17 protein-coding genes and 1 pseudogene are annotated in these 17,610 nt (G+C 71.5%); 5 read left to right on the forward strand and 13 right to left on the reverse strand.

Annotated features, from left to right (window positions below):
• Positions 1 to 27 precede the first annotated feature (27 nt).
• From G3I56_RS05910 to glnA, 3 genes are all read right to left on the reverse strand, one after another.
• Positions 28 to 1,506, reverse strand: a complete 1,479-nt coding sequence (locus tag G3I56_RS05910; RefSeq protein ID WP_164407764.1) for a hypothetical protein — start codon at positions 1,504 to 1,506, stop codon at positions 28 to 30.
• A 153-nt stretch (positions 1,507 to 1,659) separates the two neighbouring features.
• The gene (locus G3I56_RS05915) at positions 1,660 to 1,917 is read right to left on the reverse strand and encodes a hypothetical protein (RefSeq protein ID WP_164407765.1); all 258 of its coding nucleotides are present in this window, start codon (positions 1,915 to 1,917) and stop codon (positions 1,660 to 1,662) included.
• A gap of 169 nt (positions 1,918 to 2,086) precedes the next feature.
• Positions 2,087 to 3,496 carry a type I glutamate--ammonia ligase gene (gene glnA, locus G3I56_RS05920; protein ID WP_164407766.1) on the reverse strand — a complete coding sequence of 470 codons (1,410 nt, stop codon included), beginning with the start codon at positions 3,494 to 3,496 and terminating at the stop codon, positions 2,087 to 2,089.
• 197 nt (positions 3,497 to 3,693) lie between these two features.
• Between glnA and G3I56_RS05925 the strand changes: the two genes are divergently transcribed.
• The gene (locus G3I56_RS05925) at positions 3,694 to 4,161 is read left to right on the forward strand and encodes an RDD family protein (RefSeq protein WP_164407767.1); all 468 of its coding nucleotides are present in this window, start codon (positions 3,694 to 3,696) and stop codon (positions 4,159 to 4,161) included.
• Between the two features lie 120 nt (positions 4,162 to 4,281).
• On the opposite strand, the gene G3I56_RS05930 is transcribed toward G3I56_RS05925, so the two are convergent.
• The 4 genes from G3I56_RS05930 to lipB form a co-directional block, all read right to left on the reverse strand.
• On the reverse strand, positions 4,282 to 4,980 hold the full coding sequence (locus G3I56_RS05930; RefSeq protein ID WP_164407768.1) for a DUF4191 domain-containing protein: 699 nt from the start codon (positions 4,978 to 4,980) through the stop codon (positions 4,282 to 4,284).
• A 78-nt stretch (positions 4,981 to 5,058) separates the two neighbouring features.
• The gene (locus G3I56_RS05935; RefSeq protein WP_164407769.1) at positions 5,059 to 5,259 is read right to left on the reverse strand and encodes a hypothetical protein; all 201 of its coding nucleotides are present in this window, start codon (positions 5,257 to 5,259) and stop codon (positions 5,059 to 5,061) included.
• Between the two features lie 303 nt (positions 5,260 to 5,562).
• Positions 5,563 to 6,528 carry a lipoyl synthase gene (gene lipA, locus G3I56_RS05940; protein WP_164407770.1) on the reverse strand — a complete coding sequence of 322 codons (966 nt, stop codon included), beginning with the start codon at positions 6,526 to 6,528 and terminating at the stop codon, positions 5,563 to 5,565.
• Between the two features lie 329 nt (positions 6,529 to 6,857).
• Positions 6,858 to 7,643: a lipoyl(octanoyl) transferase LipB gene (gene lipB / locus G3I56_RS05945; RefSeq protein WP_164407854.1), complete on the reverse strand. Its 786-nt coding sequence runs from the start codon at positions 7,641 to 7,643 to the stop codon at positions 6,858 to 6,860.
• 285 nt (positions 7,644 to 7,928) lie between these two features.
• Between lipB and G3I56_RS05950 the strand changes: the two genes are divergently transcribed.
• The gene (locus G3I56_RS05950; protein ID WP_164407771.1) at positions 7,929 to 9,368 is read left to right on the forward strand and encodes a regulator; all 1,440 of its coding nucleotides are present in this window, start codon (positions 7,929 to 7,931) and stop codon (positions 9,366 to 9,368) included.
• Between the two features lie 163 nt (positions 9,369 to 9,531).
• Here G3I56_RS05950 and G3I56_RS05955 read toward each other — a convergent pair whose 3' ends face one another.
• Together G3I56_RS05955 and G3I56_RS05960 are read right to left on the reverse strand one after the other, a co-directional pair.
• Positions 9,532 to 10,935: an NAD(P)/FAD-dependent oxidoreductase gene (locus G3I56_RS05955; RefSeq protein ID WP_164407772.1), complete on the reverse strand. Its 1,404-nt coding sequence runs from the start codon at positions 10,933 to 10,935 to the stop codon at positions 9,532 to 9,534.
• Positions 10,936 to 11,133: 198 nt separating this feature from the next.
• Entirely contained in the window at positions 11,134 to 12,033 is a 900-nt protein-coding gene (locus G3I56_RS05960) for a TIGR01777 family oxidoreductase (protein ID WP_203689236.1), read from the reverse strand.
• 62 nt (positions 12,034 to 12,095) lie between these two features.
• Here G3I56_RS05960 and G3I56_RS05965 point away from each other — a divergent pair, with 62 nt between their 5' ends.
• Positions 12,096 to 12,653 (forward strand): GNAT family N-acetyltransferase, encoded by a 558-nt coding sequence (locus G3I56_RS05965; RefSeq protein WP_164407773.1) that lies wholly within the window; start codon positions 12,096 to 12,098, stop codon positions 12,651 to 12,653.
• 39 nt (positions 12,654 to 12,692) lie between these two features.
• Here G3I56_RS05965 and G3I56_RS05970 read toward each other — a convergent pair whose 3' ends face one another.
• Positions 12,693 to 13,877: a MarP family serine protease gene (locus tag G3I56_RS05970; RefSeq protein WP_164407774.1), complete on the reverse strand. Its 1,185-nt coding sequence runs from the start codon at positions 13,875 to 13,877 to the stop codon at positions 12,693 to 12,695.
• Between the two features lie 213 nt (positions 13,878 to 14,090).
• Between G3I56_RS05970 and G3I56_RS05975 the strand changes: the two genes are divergently transcribed.
• Together G3I56_RS05975 and G3I56_RS05980 are read left to right on the forward strand one after the other, a co-directional pair.
• Positions 14,091 to 14,894, forward strand: a complete 804-nt coding sequence (locus G3I56_RS05975; protein WP_164407775.1) for a peptidoglycan recognition protein — start codon at positions 14,091 to 14,093, stop codon at positions 14,892 to 14,894.
• Between the two features lie 124 nt (positions 14,895 to 15,018).
• Complete coding sequence (locus tag G3I56_RS05980) at positions 15,019 to 15,288, forward strand: hypothetical protein (RefSeq protein ID WP_164407274.1); 270 nt, start codon at positions 15,019 to 15,021, stop codon at positions 15,286 to 15,288.
• Positions 15,289 to 15,298: 10 nt separating this feature from the next.
• On the opposite strand, the gene G3I56_RS05985 is transcribed toward G3I56_RS05980, so the two are convergent.
• The 3 genes and pseudogenes from G3I56_RS05985 to G3I56_RS05995 all read right to left on the reverse strand — a co-directional run bounded on the left by G3I56_RS05985 (position 15,299) and on the right by G3I56_RS05995 (position 17,508).
• Positions 15,299 to 15,823: a DUF4240 domain-containing protein gene (locus tag G3I56_RS05985; RefSeq protein ID WP_164407856.1), complete on the reverse strand. Its 525-nt coding sequence runs from the start codon at positions 15,821 to 15,823 to the stop codon at positions 15,299 to 15,301.
• Between the two features lie 93 nt (positions 15,824 to 15,916).
• Positions 15,917 to 16,462, reverse strand: a pseudogene (locus G3I56_RS05990) (transposase); the annotation flags it as partial.
• A 5-nt stretch (positions 16,463 to 16,467) separates the two neighbouring features.
• Positions 16,468 to 17,508 carry a WYL domain-containing protein gene (locus G3I56_RS05995; RefSeq protein WP_164407777.1) on the reverse strand — a complete coding sequence of 347 codons (1,041 nt, stop codon included), beginning with the start codon at positions 17,506 to 17,508 and terminating at the stop codon, positions 16,468 to 16,470.
• Positions 17,509 to 17,610: the final 102 nt, after the last annotated feature.

Raw genomic sequence — 17,610 nt, forward strand, 5'->3', positions numbered from 1 at the left:
CGCGATCGGTCCTGGGCCCAGCAAAGCTCAGCCTCGGAAGCCGGCCTCCCACATCGGCATTCTCAGGGCGGACTCGCCGAGCAGGCGCTGCGCCCGGCCGAGCAGTTCACCCACCTCCGCCGACCCTTGCGGCACACCCGGAGTCGGCGTCCATCCCCGTACCGAGTGCGCGGCCCGGGCCCGCAGCCGAACGTCCGGATCATCGAGCAGGGCGACCGCCGCCCGCAGCCGCACCACCCCGCCGTGCGCGTCCAGCAGCCGGAACGCCGCCACCCGCGCATGCCTCGCCGATCCGTCACCCAGCCGCTCCGCCAGCCGGTCGGTGTCCAGCGACCGCGCGAAGGGCAACAGCGCCGACGTCACCTCGCGCACCACGCCGGGCTCCGGGTCGTCGAGCAGCGCCCGCAGCCGTCGTACGTCCGTCACGTCCAGCGTCCGCAGACCCGCCACCGCCCGCGCCCGTACCCCGGGGGCGGGATGGCCGAGCAGCGGCCACAGCAGCTCCGCGTCCGTGCGCATCCCGCACTCCGCCAGCCCGGCGACCGCGCCGGGGGACAGGGACAGCGCCTGGTCGCCCGCCCCGGCACACCGCTGCCGGTACCAGGCCCGGGGATCGCCCCCGGACTGCCGTACGACATACCGCGCACAGGCCCGCACCAGCCCCGACCGGTCGGCGAGGAACCTCTCCGCCCGTTCCCCCTGCCCGGCCCGCCGCAGCGCGGTCACTCCGGCGGACCGCACCCGGGGCCCGCGCGCGCAGAGCAGCGCGTCGAGCACGCCGACGTCCACACCGCCCGCCACACCGCCCGCCACACCACCCACCGCATCGCCCATCGCATCGCCCTCCGGTACGGCGGCCAAGGCGGCCTCGGCGCACACGTTCTGGACGACGGGGTCGGTGTCGCGGGCGGCGGCGCGGGCGAGTTCGGCGGGGGAGAGGAGCCCCTCGGCGACTGCCAGGCGGTACGCGTACCGGCGCACGCCACGGTCGGCGTCGGTGAACAGGGGCCCGAGACGCTCGCGGGGTGCCCGGCGCAGCACCTCGTCGAGCAGGTCGACGGCGAAGACACCCCGGCCGCGGCGAGCGCCGAGCAGGATCAGCGGGGCGAGCCGGACGGCCGCGTCCAGGTCGAGGACCGCCCGCAGCACCTCCCGGGCGCCGTCCCGCACGGCAGGCACCCAGTCGGCGGTGCGGACGACGACCAACGGCCACAGCCCGGGACACCGCGCGGCCTGGCCGAGAGCCGCCTCACGCACCCGCCCGTCGCGATGGCACAGGGCGAGCGCGAGCCTGGCTTCGGGGAGGTCGGCGAGCCAGGGTCGTCGACCGTCGACCTCGGTCAGGGTCGGCAACAGCTCCGACGGGAGCCAGTGGAACCAGGACCGAATCCCCGAGTCCAGCCCGAGCCAGGCCATGGGGTCCCCGGCATCGAGCACATCCGCCAGAGCGGCCCCCTCGCCCAGCCGCCGCACCGCCACTTCGCCGTCCCTGACGTCCTCGCACATGCCCGCCCCCGGTTCAGCCTGCCGTATCGCGCGATGTTAAGCCGGGATCCGGCCCCCGGTCGCGCGATATACGGGCGGCCGGCAACGCACTCCGGTACGGCCGATACGGCGATACAGCCGGTAGGACCAGTGCAGCTGCCGCTGCTGCTACGTCTAGTACGGAGCCCGGAAGTTCGCGTACCCCAGCAGCAGGATCACCGCGGCCACACACCCCAGTACGACCGCCGTCGACACCCACGACGACCGGCGCGGTCCCGAGTAGTCGGGATCCCCCCGAAACGGCACTGGTTCCGGCGGGTTCTCCTTCCACCGCGCGGCCAGCATCCGGGCCCGCGCGGAGGGCTCCTTGTGCTCGGCGTCGTCGGCCCACCTCACGTCGAACTCCCGCTCCACGTCGTCCTGTTCGGACATCCCCGTTTCCCTCTCTCACGCCTGGTTCGAACAACCGTCTGGACAATAGACAAGGATGATCCCTTGACCGCGGCCGGTCTGTGAAGCGGGAAAGGATATCGATCAGCCCAAACACGGCAGGGCCGCCCCCTCGCGGGGACGGCCCTGAAACGCTGGTGAGGCGGGTCGATCACACGTCGAAGTACAGCTCGAACTCGTGCGGGTGCGGACGCAGCTGGATCGGCGCGATCTCGTTCGTGCGCTTGAAGTCGATCCACGTCTCGATCAGGTCCGGCGTGAACACGTCGCCCTGGAGAAGGAACTCGTGGTCGCGCTCGAGGGAGTCGAGGACGGCCGGGAGGGACGTCGGGACCTGCGCCACGCTCGCGTGCTCCTCGGGAGCAAGCTCGTACAGGTCCTTGTCGATCGGCTCGGCCGGCTCGATCTTGTTCTTGATGCCGTCCAGGCCCGCCATCAGCAGCGCGGAGAAGGCGAGGTACGGGTTGCCGGAGGAGTCGGGCGCGCGGAACTCGACGCGCTTGGCCTTCGGGTTGGAGCCCGTGATCGGGATACGCATGGCCGCGGAGCGGTTGCGCTGCGAGTACACCAGGTTGATCGGCGCCTCGAAGCCCGGGACCAGACGGTGGTACGAGTTCACCGTCGGGTTGGTGAACGCGAGCAGCGACGGGGCGTGCTTGAGGATGCCGCCGATGTAGTAGCGGGCGATGTCCGACAGGCCTGCGTAGCCGGCCTCGTCGTAGAAGAGAGGCGAGCCGCCCGTCCACAGCGACTGGTGGACGTGCATGCCCGAGCCGTTGTCACCGAAGATCGGCTTCGGCATGAAGGTCGCGGTCTTGCCGTTGCGCCACGCCACGTTCTTCACGATGTACTTGAAGAGCTGGAGGTCGTCGGCCGCGGCGAGCAGCGTGTTGAACTTGTAGTTGATCTCGGCCTGGCCGGCGGTGCCCACCTCGTGGTGCTGACGCTCGACCTGGAGGCCGGAGGCGGCCAGCTCCAGGGAGATCTCGGCACGCAGGTCGGCGAAGTGGTCGACCGGCGGGGTCGGGAAGTAACCGCCCTTGTAACGGACCTTGTAGCCACGGTTGTTCTCGACCGTGCCGGTGTTCCAGGCGCCGGCCTCGGAGTCGATGTGGTAGAAGGACTCGTTCGCGCCGGTCGCGAAGCGCACGCTGTCGAACACGTAGAACTCGGCCTCGGGACCGAAGTACGCGGTGTCCGCGATACCGGTCGACGCCAGGTACGCCTCCGCCTTCTTGGCCACGTTCCGCGGGTCACGGGAGTACTGCTCGCCCGTGATCGGGTCGTGGATGAAGAAGTTGATGTTGACCGTCTTGTCCTTGCGGAACGGGTCGACCCGCGCCGTGGACAGGTCGGCGCGGAGCGCCATGTCGGACTCGTGGATGGCCTGGAAGCCGCGGATCGAGGAGCCGTCGAAGGCAAGTTCCTCGTCCGGGTCGAAGGCCGTCGCCGGCAGCGTGAAGTGCTGCATCACACCCGGCAGATCGCAGAAGCGGACGTCGACGAACTTGACGTCCTCGTCCGCGATGTACTTCTTGGCCTCGTCGGCGTTCTGGAACATCCAGCTCCTCCTACTCCCGGCCGTCCGTGCCGGGGTGGTAGTTCGTTCGTGCGGCCAGTGCGGTGGCACACGTTGGATCCGACCATAGGGACAGGTGATTTCTCAGGCATGACCCATTTGTTTCGACCAAGTTAACCGGACCCGGGCCGGGCGACCCACCTGTGGGTATCGAAATTCACGCGCAGTACGGTGGTCGCGTGGACAACAGGGACGCAATCGGATCGTGGCTCTCCGGGCCTCGCGCAGCCGCAGAGGAAGCCGGTGTCGACTTCGGATACCGCGGCGAACAGCTCGGTCTGCCCGAGGAGGGCCCCGGCTCGATCGCCCGCCCGGGCCGCCGGATCGCCGCCCTGGCCGTCGACTGGGGCCTGTGTCTCTTGATCGCATACGGCCTCATCACGGACAGCTACAACGAGGCCGCGCAGATCTGGGCGCCGCTCATCCTCCTCGCGCTGCTCCTGCTCACGCTGGGCACGCTCGGCTACACCCCGGGCAAGCGGCTTCTCGGCCTGCGGGTCGTCGCCCTGGAAACCGGCCGCGTCAACCCCCTGCGCGCCGCGCTGCGAACGGTCCTGTTCTTCCTCGCCCTCCCGCCCCTGATCTGGGACCGCGACGGCCGCGGCCTGCACGACCGGCTGGCCCGCACCGTGGAAGTACGGATCTAGCGCTTCCACGGCACGACAGGCATGACATACGACGTACGACGATGGGGGCGCCCGGAGTGATCCGGGCGCCCCCATCGTCGTACGAGGTTGCTTGGTCGCCGTACGCGGTCGCTCGTCGCGTCAGCGCATCTTGCCGCCGCGCGGCATGCGCGTCCCCTTGGGCATCGGGCCCTTCGGCACCGGCATGTTGCTCATCAGGTCGCCCATCGCCCGCAACCGGTCGTTGGTGGCGGTCACCTGAGGGCCGGCGAGAACGCGGGGCAGCTTCAGCATGGTCGTGCGGAGCTTCTTCAGCTCGATCTGGCCCTCACCCGTGCCGACCAGCAGATCGTGCACCGGTACGTCCGCGACGATGCGGGCCATCTTCCGCTTCTCGGCGGCCAGCAGGCTCTTCACGCGGTTCGGGTTGCCCTCGGCGACCAGTACGATGCCGGCCTTGCCGACCGCGCGGTGCACCACGTCCTGGCTGCGGTTCATCGCCACCGCCGGAGTCGTCGTCCAGCCTCGGCCGATGTTGTCCAGCACGGCTGCCGCAGCACCCGGCTGGCCCTCCATCTGCCCGAAGGCGGCCCGCTCGGCCCGGCGCCCGAACACGATCGCCGTCGCGAGGAAGGCGAGCAGGAGGCCGAGAACGCCGAGATAGATCGGGTGACCGATCAGGAAGCCGATCGCAAGGAAGACACCGAAGGTGAAAATTCCGACGGCCGCGAGTACAAGACCGATCTTCTTGTCGGCCTTGCGGGTCATCTTGTACGTCAGAGCGATCTGCTTGAGTCGCCCGGGGTTCGCGGCGTCCGCCGCGGTTTCCTTCCTCGCCATGCCGTGAAGTCTACGTGGCCTGGGAAGCGCCGACGACGCCGGTGCCGCCGGTAGACGGCCGGGAGGGGGGAGCAGTGGTCAGGAGTAGGTGGCCAGGGCCTGCTCGAGGACGCGCTGTGCCTCGACCCGGTCCTTGGCGCGACGGCGGTCCTCCTGGACGGAGGTCCAGGCGTTCTGGCGGGCGGTGCGCTGGCCGCTGTTCATGAGCAACGACTCGACTGCTCGCAGTGCGTCGGTGAACGACGGAATGGGTGTGGCACGGACGGGCGCGGTCTGCATGATGGAGGTCCCCCCTCGGATCGGCTCTGGGTAAGGGTGCACATCGTGTAAAGACAGGGTCACTGATTGGTGTTACCAGGGCGTGACCTGCCGGTCAAACACGGATGAAGCCTTGATACGGAAGGTGAAAACACCGATGCGGCCCTGACGTATGCCCTCAACTGGGAGGACGGTCAGGACCGCACGGAATCGGCCGTTACTGGCGGGTAGTCACTTGTGCGGGAATTCACACGGTTACCGCGCCCCTGCTGGGCAGGATGAGTGACGGTGTGTCAGGCGCCGTACCCGGGGCCGGAGGCCCGCTCAGACCGCCTGCGAGGCGATGTAGGAGCCCCGCTTCTCGATCGCCATCTGGTAGAGGCGGCCGGCGCGGTACGAGGAACGCACCAGCGGGCCGGACATGACCCCGGAGAAGCCGATCTGCTCGGCCTCCTCCTTCAGCTCGACGAACTCGTGCGGCTTGACCCAGCGCTCGACGGGGTGGTGCCGGACGGTCGGTCGCAGGTACTGCGTGATGGTGATCAGCTCGCAGCCGGCCTCGTGCAACTGCCGGAGCGCCTCGCTGACCTCCTCGCGGGTCTCGCCCATGCCGAGGATCAGGTTCGACTTCGTGACCAGACCGTAGTCGCGGGCGTCGGTGATGACCTTGAGCGAGCGGTCGTAGCGGAAGCCGGGGCGGATGCGCTTGAAGATACGGGGGACCGTCTCGACGTTGTGCGCGAAGACCTCGGGCCGGGAGGAGAAGACCTCGGCCAGCAGCTCCGGTACGGCGTTGAAGTCGGGCGCGAGCAGCTCGACCTTGGTGCGTCCTTCTTCCCGCCCCTCGGTCTGCTGGTGGATCTGGCGCACGGTCTCGGCGTACAGCCAGGCGCCGCCGTCCTCCAGGTCGTCGCGGGCGACGCCGGTGATGGTGGCGTAGTTGAGGTCCATGGTGACCACGGACTCGCCGACGCGGCGGGGCTCGTCGCGGTCGAGGGCCTCGGGCTTGCCGGTGTCGATCTGGCAGAAGTCGCAGCGCCGGGTGCACTGGTCGCCGCCGATGAGGAAGGTGGCCTCGCGGTCCTCCCAGCACTCGTAGATGTTGGGGCAACCGGCTTCCTGGCAGACGGTGTGCAGGCCCTCGCTCTTCACGAGGTTCTGCATCTTCGTGTACTCGGGACCCATTTTCGCCCGGGTCTTGATCCACTCGGGCTTGCGCTCGATGGGGGTCTGGGCGTTCCGGACCTCCAGGCGCAGCATCTTGCGTCCGTCGGGTGCGACTGCGGACACGATGGCTCCCTGTAGCTTCGATTCTTCGGCGTACACCAGGGTACGCCCGTGCGCTTCCCGCCCTACGAGACGGGCAACCTTTGAGACGAGGGGTGCATTCCCGGGGGCCGGGTTTCCTTGCCCCCGCCGCCCCTACCCGTCCCATCCCTGGGGGCTGCCGCCCCCAGACCCCCGCTGTCGGCCTGAACGGCCTCGTCCTCAAACGCCGGACGGGCTGGAATGCCGGCCGGCGCTGACAATCCAGCCCCTCCGGCGTTTGAGGAGCGGGGTCTGGGGCGGAGCCCCAGAAGGATGGGACGGGCAGGGGCGGCGGGGGCGAAAAGGCCCTCCTACGCCGACGCCCCCTCCACCACCCGAGCCTGCAGATCCGCGTGCTCCAGTACATCCCGCAAATGCCGCTCCACAACCGGAAGCACCTCCGGCACCGTCACATCCCGCCCCAGCTCGTTCGCGAGCGACGTGACCCCCGCGTCGCGGATCCCGCACGGGATGATCCGGTCGAACCAGACGTTGTCCGGGTTCACGTTCAGCGAGAAGCCGTGCATCGTGACCCCCTTCGCCACCCGGATCCCGATCGCCGCCAGCTTCCGGTCCTCCCGCCGCTGCCCGGCGTTCGAGGGCGCGTACTCGGGTCCGTTCAGCCGGGGATCGAACTCGTCGTCCGTCAGCCGCGGGTCCAGGTCCAGTGAGAGACCGCCGAGCGCGGCGGCCCGCTGCTCGACCGGATCGCCCAGCACCCACACCCCACTGCGCCCCTCCACCCGCGACGTCTCCACCCCGAACTCCGCACAAGTGCGGATCAGCGCGTCCTCCAGTCGCCGTACATGCGCCACGACGTCCACCGGACGCGGCAGCTTCTGGATGGGGTAGCCGACCAGCTGGCCCGGACCGTGCCAGGTGATCTTGCCGCCGCGGTCCACGTCGATGACCGGAGTGCCGTCGAGGGGCCGCTCGCTCGGGTCGGTGCGCCGGCCGGCCGTGTACACCGGGTGGTGTTCGAGGAGCAGGCAGGTGTCGGGGACCTCGTCCGCGAAACGGGCCGCGTGCACCCTGCGCTGCTCGTCCCAGGCCACCTGGTAGTCGACGTACTCGACGCCGTCGGCACCGAATCCCATCCGGACGAACCGCAACTCACCACTCACGGTGGCGCCTCCCTGGCTGTTTCCGCAACTTCCTCGGCGACTGTGCGTCAGGCACGTAACGCGCCCAAGCCACTGTACGTCCGGTCGATCCCCGTCAGTCCGACGCCCGATTCTCACACGATCGGATGAATGTGCGGCGGAATGTGCGATCGGCTGCTTACTCTCCGCTACATTCGCGCCGTTCACGAGGCCGAATAGGGCTGCTCACCAGCAATCCGGGCACATCAGAGGGCCCGAAGGCAGGAGACCGCACCGCAGATGACGGAACGACCCGCGCAGCGCACGCCCAATCGACAGCTCGCCGCGCTCATCGCAGAAGCGGGATTCTCCAACGCAGGTCTGGCCCGCCGGGTCGACCAGCTCGGTCTCGAACACGGCCTTGACCTGAGATACGACAAGACATCGGTGACCCGCTGGCTGCGCGGGCAGCAGCCGCGCGGGACCACTCCGGCGCTCATCGCCGAGGTGTTCACCCGGCGCCTCGGCAGACGGCTCACCGCCCAGGACCTGGGGCTCGACGCCTGCGCGCCCGTCTACGCGGGGCTGGAGTTCGCGGCCACCCCCGAGGAGGCCGTCGACATCGTCAGCGGACTGTGGCGCAAGGACTCCGGCAGCCACGCCGAGCTGCGCAAGATCGCCTTCACCCCGGCCGGGCTCGTCGTGCCCAGCCGGGACTGGCTGATCGGGCGCCCCGACGAGCGGGTCGGACGAGGCGACCAGCCCGTCGTACGGGTACCCGTGCAGGGGCGCCCCGGCGTGCCCCGGCAGCGTGGGCAGGCCGAACGCGGGCCCGGGCAGAAGGTCACCGGGGGTGACATCGCCGCGCTCCGCTCGGTCGGCGAGCTGTTCCGCACCCTCGACGACGCCTACGGGGGCGGCCACGCCCGGCAGGCTCTCGTCCGCTACCTCGAACACGAGACCGAGCCCATGCTGCGCGGCACATACGGCGAGCAGACAGGCCGCCGCCTGTTCGCGGCGGCCTCCGACCTCACCCGGCTCGCGGGCTGGACGTCGTACGACATCGCCGCGCACGGCCTCGCCCAGCGCTACTTCGTGCAGGCGCTGCGGCTCGCGCAGGCCGCGGCAGACCGGGCGTACGGCTCGTACGTGCTGGCCACCATGAGCCGGCAGGCCGTCTACCTCGGGCACGGGCGGGAGGCCGTGCAACTCGCGCGGGTGGCCCAGCAGGGCGTCGGCACCACCGCGCCGCCCGTCGTCCAGTCCCTGCTGCACGCCTGCGAGGCGCGCGCGCACGGGGTGCTGGGGGAGGTCAGGGCCTGTACCGCCTCCCTCGTACGGGCCGAACGCGCCCTCGAAGCGTCCCGGCCCGGGGACGAGGTCCCGCACTGGGCGAGGTTCTTCGACGAGGCACAGCTCGCCGACGAGTTCGGGCACTGCCACCGCGATCTCCAGCAGTTCCGTGCCGCCGCCCAGCACGCCGAGCGCTCGCTCCAGCTGCGCGCCCCCGCCTTCGCCCGCAGCCGACTCTTCTGCCGCGTCGTGCTCGCCTCCGCCCGGCTGGGCCTCGGCGAGCTCGACCAGGCCTGTCAGCTGGGCGCCGAGGCGGCCGGCGCGGCGACGGAGATGCGGTCGGTTCGGGCGACCGAGTATGTGCGGGACTTCGAGCGGCGGTTGGAGCCCTACAAGGACGCGGCGCCGGTCAGGGGGTACCGGGACAAGGTCGCTGCGTTTGGCTAGGCGCGGGGCGGTGCCGTGTGGGTTTGTCGGTTTGCTGCGGCGCCGTTGTGGCTGGTCGCGCCCACGCGGCGGAGCCGCACATGGATACAGCCCCGCGCCCCTTATGGGCGCGGCGGAGCCGCACATCGATACAGCCCGCGGCCCCTTGGGACGCGGGCGCCGTTCAGGCCGCTTCGGCCGTTGCCGTCGTATGTGCCGGCAACGGCTCCGCCATGTGCATCGGGCCCGCGCCAAGGTCCGTCAGGATCGCGGACGCGGCCCGGTGCCCGGAGTGCAGGGCGCCCTGGACGGTGCTGGTGTCCCGGTGGTCGCCGCACACGTACAGGCCCGCCAGCAGCCGTACCGGGCGGCGCAGGTCGTGCGGCGGACGCATCGCGGGCACCGCCTCGGCGGTGTGGTGCACCGCGAGCGTCTCCCAGCGCGCGGTGGACATCCCGTAGAGGCGGGACAGATGGGCCCGCACCGCCGTGTCCACGTCCTGGGGAGGGGTGCCCAGCACCGTCGACGAGATCAGCGGGCGGCCGGCGGGGGAGCGGGACGGGTCCACGCGGCTGACCACCGCCGTGTGCGCCACCGGGCCCTCGCGGTCCGCGTCCAGCAGCAGGAACGCGCCGGTCGCGGGCGCCTCGTCGGCCGTGTGGTGGACGACGGTCACCGGGTGGAAGCCGGGCACGCGCAGACCGGGCAGCAGACCGGCGGCGGCGCGCGCGTCGGTCGCCACCAGGACGGCCCGGCAGCGCAGTTCGCCGTGGTCGGCGGTGGTCACGAGGTTCGTGGCGATGGACGTGACCCGGACCCCGGTGTGCACCGTGCCGGACGGCAGCGTCCGCGCGAGCAGCTCCGGCAGTGTCTCCGCACCGCCCTCCGGCACACACAGCCGGCCGCTCGCGAACGACCGCAGCGCGAGATCCGCGCACCGGCTCGACGTGGTCAGCTCGGGATCGCAGAGCAGCGCGGCGAGCAGCGGGCGCAGGAAGCCCTCGACCGTACGGGCGGGCAGGCCGCGGCCCGCCAGGGCGCGGGCGGCCGGCAGCTCGGGGCGGGCCAGCAGCCGTTGCACGGGGACCCCGGCGAGCCGGTTCAACGCGGCGCCCAGCCGGGCCTGATCGACCGCCCCGCCCACTGCCCCACCACGCTGCGCGCCGGTGCGCGCCGCCGCCGATGCCGTCAGCCGGGCGGACCTGGCCGTCCTCGCCGGCCTCGGGGCGCTCGCCAGGGCGCGCACAGCGCCGAGTGCGCCCCGTGCGCCCCCGCCGCCCAGCGGGGCGACCGCGCGGTGCCGGCGTCCGTCGCTGTGCACCAGGACTCCCGGTGCGAAGGGCCGCAGGACGAGCTCGTCGAGGCCGGGGGTCAGCCGCAGTTCGGGATACGAGGTGGACAGCAGTTGCCCGATCCGGTCGAGCCGGAATCCGTCGACCTTCTCGGTCGCCATCCGGCCGCCGACGTAAGGGGCGGCCTCCAAGACCGCGGTCGTTACTCCTGCGCTGGTCAGCCGATGGGCCGCCGCGAGTCCGGCGACCCCGGCTCCCACGATGACGACGTCCGCCTGGTACGCGGGCTCAAGCACGTGCCCTCCCTCGATCGCGGTGGCGCGGCCGGCCAGGGCGCCGTTGCCCCAACAGGCTTACGGGATAAGCGAGTTCGGATCGAGAGTAGGGCTGCTCGCGGCAGGCGGAAGTCGCGCATGAACAGGGCACGGTCGCACACCGGTCGCATGCGGTCGCACCCCGTCACCCAGGGTGTGGGCCAGGGGCGCGGAGGAGGATCAGGCCTGCGCCGCCCGGATCGCGTCGTCGATCTCCGGGAACGCGAACGTGAACCCGGACTCCAGCAGCCGCTTCGGCAGCACCCGCGCGCTGCCGAGCACGTCCCCCGACATCTCGCCCAGCACCACCCGCAGCACGGGCGCCGGCACCGTGAACAGCGTCGGCCGCCCCAGCACGCGGCCCATCGCCGCCGTGATCTCCCGGTTGGTGAGCGGCTGCGGCGCCGTCAGGTTGAACGCCCCGGACAGCCCGTCGGTGTCGATGAGATGCCGGATCGCCGCCACCTCGTCGTGCAGCGCGATGAACGACCAGTACTGGGAGCCGTCACCCATCCGTCCGCCCAGGCCCGCCTTGAACAGCGGAAACAGCTTTCCCCAGGCCCCGCCCCCGCGAGCCACCACCAGCCCGGTCCGCACGAAGACCGTCCGTACGCCCGCCTCCTCGGCGGCACTCGCGGCCCCCTCCCACTCCACGCACACCGACGGCAGGAAGCCCTCTCCCGCAGGGGAGTCCTCGTCCACGGGCCGCTCGCCGGTCTCCCCGTAGTAGCCCATCGCGCTGCCGTTCACGAAGACCCGCGGTGGCTCGTCCAGCGAGGCGACGGCCTCGGCGAGCGTCGTCGTGCCCAGGACGCGGCTGTCGCGGATCGTCCGCTTGTACGCGTCCGTCCAGCGCCGGCTGCCGACCCCCGCCCCGGCCAGGTTCACCACAGCGGTACAGCCCGCGAGACCGGCCCTGTCGATCGTCCGCCGTTCGGGGTCCCAGCGGACCTCGTCCTTCGTCCGGGGCGCATGCCGTACCAGGCGGACGACTTCGTGCCCGTCGGCGGTCAGGGACCGCACCAGGGCCGTACCGATCAGACCGGACGCACCGGCCACCGCGATTCGCGAGCGTTCCATGCCCCCATCCTGCGCCACCGGCCCCGGGCCCGTTGTCGTACCCCCGCTCTAGAGTGATCCCCATGCCGCCCGAGCCGCTTCGACCACACCAGCCGCACGACGGACACGAGGACCAGGCGCCCCTTGTCGGCCGTGAGCCGTTCGTGCGCCTCGCCGTGCCCGACGACGACGACGCCCTCGGCAGACTCGACCGCGCCACCTGGTCCACCCTGCACGCCGTCTCACCCCGGCCCAGACCGCCGTACACGCCCTTCTTCAACGAGAACTCCACCCCGGGCGACCACCTGGTCGCCGTCGTCGGTGACGGTCTGGTGGTGGGCTATGTCAAGCTCGGCCGGCCCACCCCGCTCGCGTCGAACGCGCACGTCCGGCAGATCCAGGGGCTCGCCGTCACCGACGAGGCGCGCGGCATGGGCGTCGGGCGGCTGCTGATCCGGGCCGCCGTGGCCGAGGCCCGACGCCGGGGCGCCCTGCGCCTCTCGCTGCGCGTCCTCGGGCCCAACACCCCGGCCCGCAGGCTGTACGAGTCGGAGGGCTTCGTCGTCGAGGGCGTCCAGCCCAGGGAGTTCCTGCTGGACGGCGAGTTCGTGGACGACGTCCTCATGGGCCGGGCGCTGTAGCCACCCGGGGTGACGCCGCGACCGACCGGGTGGGGACGTCTAGGACGTGACCAGGTCGCCCGTGTCCACCGCCGCCGTCGCGGTCGCGGCACGTTTCGCGTCGCCGGAGACCTCGTCCGCCGTCAGGACGTAGCCCGTCTCGGCGTCGGACGTGGAGCGGGCGAAGACCACGCCGAACACCTTGCCGTCGGTGGTGAGGAGCGGGCCGCCGGAGTTGCCGGGTCGGACGGTCGAGCGGATCGAGTAGATCTCGCGGGTCACCGTCTCGCTGTTGTAGATGTTCTGGCCCCTGGCCCGCACCTTGTCGGCGACCGTGGCGGCCTGCAGATTCAGGTCGCCGTCCTGCGGATAGCCCGCGACCACCGCCGAGTCGCCTCGCTTCGCGCTGTCGTCGAAGCGCAGGACGGGCGCGCGCAGATCGGGAACGTACAGCACGGCCACGTCCTTCTCGGGGTCGAAGAGCACCACCCGGGCCTCGTGCGCCGTCCCGACCCCGCCGACCCGGACGGTCGGGTTGTCGATGCCCGCCACCACATGAGCGTTGGTCATCACATGCCGGGCCGCGTACACGAAACCGCTGCCCTCCCGGCCCTGGGTGCCCGCGACGCCCTCGATCTTGACCGTGCTCAGCTTGGCCGCGTTCGTCGCGCTCGCCGTGACACTGTCCCCGGTGGGCTTGGCGACGCTCGTCGCCGGTTCGTTCTCGAAGGGGTTGAAGACCTGGGGGAAGCCCGCCTGGGTGAGCGCGGACGTGGCCCGCGAGAACCAGGTCGGGGTGGTCTCCGGCATCGAGTCCTGCACCGCGCCCAGCAGCGCCGAGTCCCGGATCGCCGTCGTGACCACCGGCGAGGAGGAGGCGCCCAGGACACTCGCGGCCACCCAGGCCACCAGCAGCACGGCGACCGCGTTGGCCACGGCCCCGCCGACCCCGTCGGCGACCCGCGCCGGTCCCCGGTCCAGCTCGCGGCGCAGCCTCAGCGCGAACCTGCCCATCAGCTCGTGGCCCACCACGGCCGGCACCAGCACCGTGAGCACGGCCGTCACCGTCGCCCCGGGCGTCCCGGCCGTCGCCAGCTCCATGATCCAGGGCAGCACCCACACCCCGATGACGGCGCCGCCCACGAACCCGGCCAGAGAGACACAGCCCGCCACCAGGCCACGCCGGTAACCGGACGCCGCATAGCCGACGATCACCAGCAACAGCAGGACGTCGAGCAGGTCCACTCCGGCCGCCTTTCCTCTGGACCTATTGGTCCCCCGTACACATGCCTCGCATGCGGTAGTACGCGCGGGACGGGCCTGGTGATCAGTCGCCGATCAGTCACCTGCGCGCACCAGGCGCCTGGACCCGTAAAAACGTCCCGGACCGGGATATTGGTTCCACCAAGTGGCACACCCCACATCGCGGGCGGAACCGTACTGGCCGACAGTGGGCCCATGGGGTCCAAGGGGTCCGTGGGTGACTCGCGTGTCCGCCGCGTGCCGGGCGCCGCCCGCGTGGTGCTCGCCTGCCTGCCCGGAATCGCCGCCGCTGTCGGGCTGGTCCTGTGTGCGACGGGCGACGACCGTCCGACCTCGCACCGGGCCCACCCCGTCGCGGCCCGCCCGGCGCGCCCGCCCGTCGTCCACTCCGCCGCCAAGCCGCGCATCGTGCCCCGTACCGCCTGGATCGCGGACGCCGAACGCGAGCAGCCGCCGCCGCGCTACGACGACCGGGTCGTCGCCGTGTTCGTCCACCACACCGACTCGCCCAACGGCTACGACTGCGCCGACGCGCCCCGCATCATCCGTTACCTGTACGCCGGTCAGGTCGACTCCCGCGACTGGGACGACATCGGCTACAACTTCGTCGTCGACCGCTGCGGCACCGTCTACGAAGGCCGCGCGGGCGGTGTCGACCGCCCCGTCACCGGCGCCCACACCCAGGGCTTCAACCATCGGACCGCCGGCATCGCCGCCCTCGGCACCTTCACCGCGGGCGTACCCGTGCCGCAGGCCATGACCGACGCGATCGCCGCCCTCGCCGCCTGGAAACTCGGCCTCTCGGACACCGACCCGCGCGGCGGCGCCCGCCTGGTCTCCAGCAACGACCTCAGCCGCTACTCGTCCGGCACCGCCGTCACCCTGCCCGCCCTGGCCGGCCACAACGCCGGCTACATGACGAGCTGCCCCGGCGCCGCCCTCACGGCCCGCCTCCCGGCGATCAGACAGACGGCGGCACGTCTGCAGGGCAGGCGCTGAGCCGCGACAAGAACAGAGCGCACACGTGCCGACGCGGGCTCACAGGTACACCACAGCGCTTTCAACGAGGCGCCCCAACTACCCGTCCTACCTTCGTCGTACGCACTGACCGGAGGTGGGGATCATGAGCAGCAGCAGTCGTACGAACCCGCTGGAGCGGACCGAACAGGCCGGCGGCAAGAGGTCTTCCGGCGGCTGGGCGGGGGCCGCGCGGAATCCGTGGACCGTGCTCTGCGCGGTGGCGACGGTCGTCCTGGGCCCGGCCGCGGTCACGGCATCCGCCCTCGACCAGGCCAACGCGGCGCCCATGCACCACCACGCCGTACGGGTCGACCACACGCAGCAGGCTTACATCCCGTCGGACCTGACCCGGCGCCGCGGCACGGCGGCCTGAGAGACGGCTCTCAGGCGCCCTTGAACCGCTGCCACAGCTTGGGATACCGGTCGGCGAGGGCCCCTTCGTCCGCCAGGGCGATGGGCGTCCCCTCGGGCTCCGCCGACGCGGGCGGAATACCCAGATCCGGGCTGACGGTGCCGGTGAGCTGCTCGTACGCCTCGTCGGCCGCGTAGCCCAACTCCTCGCCGTCCCCGTCGATCTCCGCGTCGAAGTCGTCCAGGAGATCGGCGAGCGAGTCCGGGTCGCCGTGCAGGGCGCCCTCGAAGACCTCGCGGCCCTGGCCGATCAGCCAGCACCGGAAGAAGTCGAAGGCGTCGTCGTCGGCCACGTCGAGCAGTACCCGGGCGGCGCCCCACAGATCCCAGCGGTAGGCCCTGTTGTAGCGGGCCTCGAAATGCCGGGCGAAGTCGAGGACCGAGTCCGGGTCCAGCTGGAGCAACCGCTCGACCAGCAGATCGGCCTGATCCTCGGGGTCACCCTCGGCGGCCTCACGGGTCGCGTCCACCAGCTTCCAGAACTCCGTCTCGTCCATCACGGGTCCAGCATCGGGCCTGGAGACGTGGGACGCACGTGGAGATACGCGGATTTGAATCCTCCCCTCCCTGAAGGGAAGGGGATTCCTGGCTCAGGCCGCCTCCTGGAGCAGCGCTCCAGGAGGTCTTCTGCCGTCAGCGCCAGCCGGGTTGAGACCAGCCCGGACGAGCATGACGTGTGCGGAGTTCTTGTCCCGTGGGGACACGTTTCCGCACGCGGTGCAGGTGTAGGTGCGCATCCCCAGCGGCAGGCGATGCTTGGCTCTCGCATCGCAGTGCGCGCAGTCCATCGTGGTGTGCGCGGGGTGGACGAGGCGGATGTCCCGCCCGTGCTTGCGGCCCATCTCGATCAGAGCGGCCTTGGTGGCCCCGATGGCGGCGTCGGCAGCCTTGCGGGCCATGGTGCTCCTGGCGAGGAACTTCGGGCGGAAGTCCTCAACGGCGATGGCATCGTGGTCGCGGACAACCTTCTTGGCCCCCTTGCGGCCGGTGTCCGCACGCTGCCTGGCGACCTTTTTGTGCGCCTTCGCCCGCAGTATCTTCGCTTCGCGGTAGCCCTTCGACCCGGGCTGGCCCTTCTTCGGTTTACGGCGGGCCATCATCCGGTCGTGCCGGGTCAGCTGCGCCCGCGCCTCGCGGTGAACTACGCGTCTGGTGGAGGTGGGTGTGGAGGGGAGTACAGCGCCCCAAGCCGCTGCGCGTCCCGCGCGAACCGGGCCCGCAGTTCCGGCGGCGCCAGCACCTCCGCCTCCGGCCCGAGCGCCGCCAGCTGCGTGTGGGCGACCTCCGCCGACTCCACGGCGAGCGTCACGGTGACCCGGCCCCGCTCGTCGGGCTCGCCGCCGGCCGACAGCGCGTCCCGGGCGGACACGGGATCGACGGTGTACGGCAGTCTGCGCGCCCCTTCCGCCGACAGCCGTACGACGGCTTCGGTGCGCAGGATCGACCGGGCGAACTGCTCCGCCCGTTCCTCCCAGAACGCGGGCAGGTCGAAACCGGCGTCGCGTGCAAAGTGTGCGTGGCGGCCGGGGGCCTGGCCGGTGGCCTGCACGAAGGTGAAGCGGTCGACGCGGTACACCCGGAAGGACCCGGGCCCGGGACCGGCGTGGTCCGGCACCCGGGCGCACAGGTACCAGACGCCCGCCTTGAGGACGAGCCCGTACGGCTCCAGGTCGCGCTCCACGTCGGTGCCCCCGGGGCCGCCGCGCCGGTAGCGGGCCAGGATCGGACGGTCGTCCCACACCGCCTCCGCGACGGCGGACAGCGACTCGGGGGTCGGGGGCTCGCTGAACCAGGCGGGGGCGTCCAGATGGAAGCGCTGGGCGGCTGTGCTGGGGGCGTCGCGGAGAGAGGGGAGCAGGGCGGCGGACACCTTGAGGCGGGCCGCCGAGGCGGTGTCCTCCAGGCCCATCTCGCGCAGGGCGCCCGGTACTCCGCTCAGGAACAGTGCCTCGGCCTCGCCGCGGGCCAGTCCGGTGAGGCGGGTACGGTATCCGCCGACCAGCCGGTATCCGCCGGCCCGCCCTCGGTCCGCGTACACGGGCACGCCCGCCTCGGACAGGGCCTGCGCGTCCCGGGTGACGGTGCGCTCGGACACCTCCAGTTCCCGGGCCAGCTCGGCGGCGGTCATGGAGGGCCTGGACTGGAGCAGCAGCACCATTTTGATGAGGCGGGCAGCGCGCATGGGTTCATGATGCCTGGGGGCGCGCGAAGGGTTCTCGCCCCCGCCGCCCTTACCCGTCCCATCCCTGGGGGCTGCGTCCCCAGACCCCGCTGTCGGCCCTGA

The organism is Streptomyces sp. SID12488 (genome assembly GCF_010548275.1).
In the GTDB taxonomy this organism is placed as follows: Bacteria; Actinomycetota; Actinomycetes; order Streptomycetales; family Streptomycetaceae; genus Streptomyces.

Excerpts from the sequence above, each read along its gene's own strand:
- G3I56_RS05910 (WP_164407764.1), bottom strand. The coding sequence starts at position 1,506 with ATGTGCGAGGACGTCAGGGACGGCGAAGTGGCGGTGCGGCGGCTGGGC.
- G3I56_RS05915 (WP_164407765.1), bottom strand. The coding sequence starts at position 1,917 with ATGTCCGAACAGGACGACGTGGAGCGGGAGTTCGACGTGAGGTGGGCC.
- glnA (WP_164407766.1), bottom strand. The coding sequence starts at position 3,496 with ATGTTCCAGAACGCCGACGAGGCCAAGAAGTACATCGCGGACGAGGAC.
- G3I56_RS05930 (WP_164407768.1), bottom strand. The coding sequence starts at position 4,980 with ATGGCGAGGAAGGAAACCGCGGCGGACGCCGCGAACCCCGGGCGACTC.
- G3I56_RS05935 (WP_164407769.1), bottom strand. The coding sequence starts at position 5,259 with ATGCAGACCGCGCCCGTCCGTGCCACACCCATTCCGTCGTTCACCGAC.
- lipB (WP_164407854.1), bottom strand. The coding sequence starts at position 7,643 with ATGGGATTCGGTGCCGACGGCGTCGAGTACGTCGACTACCAGGTGGCC.
- G3I56_RS05950 (WP_164407771.1), top strand. The coding sequence starts at position 7,929 with ATGACGGAACGACCCGCGCAGCGCACGCCCAATCGACAGCTCGCCGCG.
- G3I56_RS05960 (WP_203689236.1), bottom strand. The coding sequence starts at position 12,033 with ATGGAACGCTCGCGAATCGCGGTGGCCGGTGCGTCCGGTCTGATCGGT.
- G3I56_RS05965 (WP_164407773.1), top strand. The coding sequence starts at position 12,096 with ATGCCGCCCGAGCCGCTTCGACCACACCAGCCGCACGACGGACACGAG.
- G3I56_RS05975 (WP_164407775.1), top strand. The coding sequence starts at position 14,091 with ATGGGGTCCAAGGGGTCCGTGGGTGACTCGCGTGTCCGCCGCGTGCCG.
- G3I56_RS05980 (WP_164407274.1), top strand. The coding sequence starts at position 15,019 with ATGAGCAGCAGCAGTCGTACGAACCCGCTGGAGCGGACCGAACAGGCC.
- G3I56_RS05985 (WP_164407856.1), bottom strand. The coding sequence starts at position 15,823 with ATGGACGAGACGGAGTTCTGGAAGCTGGTGGACGCGACCCGTGAGGCC.
- G3I56_RS05995 (WP_164407777.1), bottom strand. The coding sequence starts at position 17,508 with ATGCGCGCTGCCCGCCTCATCAAAATGGTGCTGCTGCTCCAGTCCAGG.